The sequence below is a fragment of the Aquiflexum sp. genome (genome assembly GCF_977115555.1).
On sequence record NZ_CDSBKL010000329.1, the window covers coordinates 1 to 4,708 of the forward strand.

A 4,708-nucleotide genomic window follows, 5' to 3' on the forward strand; every position below is an offset into this window, starting at 1 on the left:
AGGGGCTCTTTAGTAGGTTTTTATTTATCCACAGAGGGCTTAGATTAAAGAGGTTTTTTTATTTTTTTTCAAAATGTAAAAAGAGATATTCATGGAGATCAATTCATTAACCAAAAAAATCATTGGGGAATCTATTTATATTCATAAAGAACTTGGTCCAGGATTGTTGGAAAGTGCTTATCAAAAGTTTCTTTTTCATAGATTGAATTCAATTGGATTGTCTATTGAATTAGAAAAAGCATTGCCTATTTATTTTGACGGAATTTTTTTGGACTGTGGTTACCGTTTAGATTTGGTTGTTGAAAATGCTGTTGTGATTGAAATAAAAAGTATCAAAAAATTGAAAGAGATTCATTTAGCTCAAATGATTACTTATTTGAAATTGGGGAAGTATCCATTAGGTCTTTTGATTAATTTTAATGAAAAGAAATTGGTTGGTGGATTAAAGAGGGTGATTTTATGATCTTTAACTCATTACTCTCTTTTCATTTCTCATTTTCTCTGAGTTCTCAGTGCCCTCAGTGGTAAAAAGCCATGAAGTACTACATCATATCAGGCGAAAGATCCGGAGACCTCCATGCCTCCAACCTGATCCGGGCGATCAAGGCCTTGGATCCTAAAGCTACCTTTCGAGGTATGGGGGGAGATTATTCCAAAAACGAGGGTCTTTCTCTTTGTGCCCATTATGATGAAGTGGCAGTAATGGGTTTTGTAGAAGTGCTTTTTGGGTTCAGAAAAGTCTTAAAATACCTCTCTTTGGTTAAGAAAGATTTCCTTGAAAACAAACCTGATATTCTCATTTTGGTGGATTATGGGGGATTTAATATGAAAATGGCAGCTTTTGGTAAAGAAAACAACATCCCTGTTCACTATTATATCCCACCCAAAGTATGGGCTTGGAACCAAAAGCGTGCTTATAAAATCAAGGAATTCACCGATCAGGTGTATTCGATTCTTCCTTTTGAACCTGCCTTTTTTGAACGGTTTGGTGTCAAAGCCCAATATGTTGGGAATCCGCTGTTGGATGAAATAGCCAAATTTGAGCCCCATCCCTTTTTTCATCAAAAAAATAACTTGAGCTACAGTCCAATTATTGCCTTGCTTCCCGGAAGCCGAAAGCAGGAATTGGCCAATATGATGCAGGTTATGCTTCAAGTGGTCAAGAAATTCCCAAATGCACAATTTGTAATCGCTGGTGTTACCAACCTGGGATCAGCACTCTATGAACCAGCGTTGAAAGCTGGAATCAAAGTAATCTATGAGCAGACCTACGACCTGCTTTACCATGCCAATGCAGCCGTTGTGACATCGGGAACTGCAACCTTAGAGACGGCATTGTTTCGCGTACCACAGGTGGTGGTGTACAAAACCTCCGGCATCAGTTATGCCATTGCCAAGAGACTCATCCGGGTACCTTTTATCTCTTTGGTCAACTTGATCGCCGACCGAAAAGTGGTGGCGGAACTCATTCAGGATGATTATAACATCGAGAATCTGAGTCAGGAACTGAACCTGATCCTGTCCAATATTTTACACAAGGCGGACATATTAGATGGCTATACCGAAATCAAAGAAAAGCTTGGGAATAATTCTGCTTCAGATACTGTTGCAAGAATGATTTGTGGCAGTCTTGAAATTTAATCTCAGGTTGTTTTTTTCAAATAGTGTCCTGCTCACATGATTATTTTACAAATCTCTTAACAACCATTACTTGTACGGAAGAATAACTGTCCTTAGATTCTTTTTTCGGCAATGAGGCCTTAGAGATTGGCCTAAAGGGTTATATCTCAAATTTTCATTTTTCTTACAAGTTGAAAAAAATACAGTGATATGAATTGGAAAAAAAACCGCAGAAGTCCTTTTGGTTTCTTCTGCGGTTTTTAAAACTGATCACTGAAAACTGATCACTCCATTAGGCTACCTGAAGTTTTTTGAACTTAGACTTGTCAAACTGCTCTTGCGCGTATTTTGCGTCGATGACCAATTCTTTGATTGAATCATCGGAAGGCAATTCATACATCGCATCGGTGATGATGGCTTCGCAGATTGACCGTAAGCCCCTTGCACCAAGGTTGTATTCTACGGCTTTCTCTACGATATAATCGATTCCACTTTCTTCGAAAACCAATTTGACACCTTCCATTTCGATCAGTTTTTTGTACTGCTTGACCAAGGCGTTTTTTGGTTCGGTCAGAATGCTTTTCAGCGTGGCTTTGTCCAACGGATCCAAATGGGTCACAACTGGAAGTCTTCCGATCAATTCAGGAATCAGCCCAAATGATTTGAGATCCTGTGCAGTGACATATTGTAGCAGGTTGGCCCTGTCTACCTGTCTGCCTTCTACAAATTTGCTGAAACCCATAGGTTGGGTGTTCAGTCTTTTGGCAATATGCCTTCCTATACCATCAAATGCCCCACCGCAGATGAAAAGGATATTTTCAGTATTGACGGCAATCATTTTTTGGTCAGGATGTTTTCTTCCTCCCTGAGGGGGAACATTTACAACAGTTCCTTCCAATAACTTCAACAAAGCCTGCTGCACCCCTTCGCCGCTGACATCTCGGGTGATTGAAGGGTTGTCTGATTTTCTGGCGATTTTATCGATTTCGTCAATATAGACAATGCCTTTTTCGGCAGCTTCCACGTTGTAATCAGCAGCCTGTAGCAATCTCGTAAGTATACTTTCTACGTCTTCACCTACATAGCCTGCTTCGGTAAGTACAGTGGCATCAGCGATACAGAAGGGTACTTCCAAGACCTTGGCCAATGTTTTGGCCAAATAGGTTTTACCTGTTCCCGTATCACCTACCATGATGATATTTGATTTTTCGATCCTGATATCGTCATTTTCCTCACCTTTCTGAAGCAATCTTTTAAAGTGGTTGTAAACAGCCACTGTAAGGACTTTTTTGGCTTCAAACTGACCGATCACATATTGGTTAAGGTATTCGGTAAGTTCTTTGGGTTTTTTGAGCTTAAACTTAGGATTCTTTGTGGTTTTCTTGTTCTTGTCTTCTTCACCAAGAATCTGATAAGCCTGGTCAATACAGAAATTGCAGATGTGTGCAGAAATACCCGAAACCATCAGGTCCACGTCTTTCTTGTTTCTTCCGCAAAATGAACAGGTAACTTGTGCCATTATTTAGTTTTTTTGATCAATACTTCATCAATTAAGCCATATTCTTTGGCTTCCGGTGCTTTCATCCAATAATCTCTGTCAGAGTCCCTTTCGATTTCGTCAAAAGTCTTACCGGAATGCTCAGCCAATATCTGATAAAGTTCCTGCTTCATAGAAAGGATCAGCTTAAGAGAAATTTCCATGTCTTTGGACTGCCCCTGCATGCCACCTGAAGGCTGGTGTATCATGACCCTGGAATGTTGCAAGGCAGATCTTTTGTCTTTGGCGCCTCCTGCAAGCAATACAGCCCCCATTGAAGCAGCAATTCCTGTACAGATCGTGGCTACATCAGGATTGATATATTGCATGGTGTCATAGATACCAAGTCCAGCAGTCACCGAACCACCAGGGCTGTTGACATAAAGCAAGACGTCTTTTTTGGGATCGGTGGATTCCAAAAACAACAATTGGGCTGTGATGATGTTGGCTATAAAATCATCCACTTGGGTTCCCAAAAAGATGATCCTATCCATAATCAATCTCGAAAACACATCGATTTCCCGGAAATTGGTAGGTCTTTCCTCGATTACAGACCTTGTCATGTTCTCTACAAAGGTGTTGTATTGGTCAAAAGCATTGCCGCTGATTCCCCTGCTGTGGACAGCGTATTTTCTGAATTCGTCTCTGTTTATCATAATTTCTGTTTTAGTCTTGTACAAAAATAAAAAAAGCCCTTAAAGAAGGACTTTTTGATAACGCTTTTATCCAAAAATTAGTTTTCTAACAGTTCTTTGAATTTGTCGATTTTGATGACTTCTTCTTTTAAATTTCCTTTTTCCCTAACGAAATCCAGGACTTTTTCATTTTGGACAGAAGTCAGCATCTGCATATAGTTTTGACCCTCATTGCCTTTGAGGTAATTGTCTACAAACATGTCCATGCTAGCTTCCATCTGAGAACCAAGTCCTGAAGAAGCAAATTGCTCACGGATCATTTCTTTTGTTTTTTCGATGACATCTGCATGCTCAGCCTGAATTTCATTGTCTTTCGCAATTTTATTAGAGATCAATGTCCAGGTTAATTGCTTGGCATATAGAGGATACTCAGCCTCTACCTGCTCAGCGGTTACTTTACCTTCGTTTGCTCTGAACAACCACTCTTTCAAGAAATCTTCCGGCAAATCGATATTGGCATTGGCCATTAGTTTTTCTTTGATTTTTTCTTCTCCAAAAACACGTAGTTCTTTGTTGTAATTTTCTGAAAGAATTTCTTTCACTTTATTTCTCATCGCTTCTTCTGAATCCACCTTACCTTCGCCAAAAAGTTTGTCAAAAAACTCTTGGTTCAGTTCTGCCAATTCAGTTCTGTTGATGTTTTGAACTGTAAAAGTAAAATCCCCATTAAGATTGGCGGCTTCCTCGTCGGTAACCCCTACAGTGTCTGCAAGATTTTCTTTGATGGTTTTGGAAGGATCAAATGTCACCACATCTCCTTTTTTCAAACCGATAAATTGTTTTAGGGAACTGCCTTCAATAGCAGAAAGCGGCATTGAAAAGGTTTTCTCAAATGATCCATCCTCAGATTTTAGGT

General features: G+C 39.6%; 5 protein-coding genes. 2 read left to right on the plus strand and 3 right to left on the minus strand.

Features of this window, described 5'->3' with window-relative positions:
- The first annotated feature begins 91 nt into the window (after positions 1–91).
- Together ACZFYI_RS15940 and lpxB are read left to right on the plus strand one after the other, a co-directional pair.
- Entirely contained in the window at positions 92–463 is a 372-nt protein-coding gene (locus ACZFYI_RS15940) for a GxxExxY protein (protein WP_462525121.1), read from the plus strand.
- Positions 464–534: 71 nt separating this feature from the next.
- Positions 535–1,641 (plus strand): lipid-A-disaccharide synthase, encoded by a 1,107-nt coding sequence (gene lpxB, locus ACZFYI_RS15945; RefSeq protein WP_462525122.1) that lies wholly within the window; start codon positions 535–537, stop codon positions 1,639–1,641.
- Positions 1,642–1,912: 271 nt separating this feature from the next.
- Here the strand turns inward: lpxB and clpX are convergent, their stop codons facing one another.
- The 3 genes from clpX to ACZFYI_RS15960 form a co-directional block, all read right to left on the minus strand.
- A complete protein-coding gene (gene clpX, locus ACZFYI_RS15950) occupies positions 1,913–3,139 on the minus strand; it encodes an ATP-dependent Clp protease ATP-binding subunit ClpX (RefSeq protein WP_462525123.1) in 1,227 nt (408 codons plus the stop codon).
- Complete coding sequence (locus ACZFYI_RS15955) at positions 3,139–3,813, minus strand: ClpP family protease (RefSeq protein WP_462525124.1); 675 nt, start codon at positions 3,811–3,813, stop codon at positions 3,139–3,141. The genes clpX and ACZFYI_RS15955 overlap by 1 nt, the downstream gene beginning before the upstream one ends.
- A 77-nt stretch (positions 3,814–3,890) precedes the next feature.
- On the minus strand, positions 3,891–4,708 hold an 818-nt coding region (locus tag ACZFYI_RS15960), incomplete at its 5' end, for a trigger factor (RefSeq protein ID WP_462525125.1).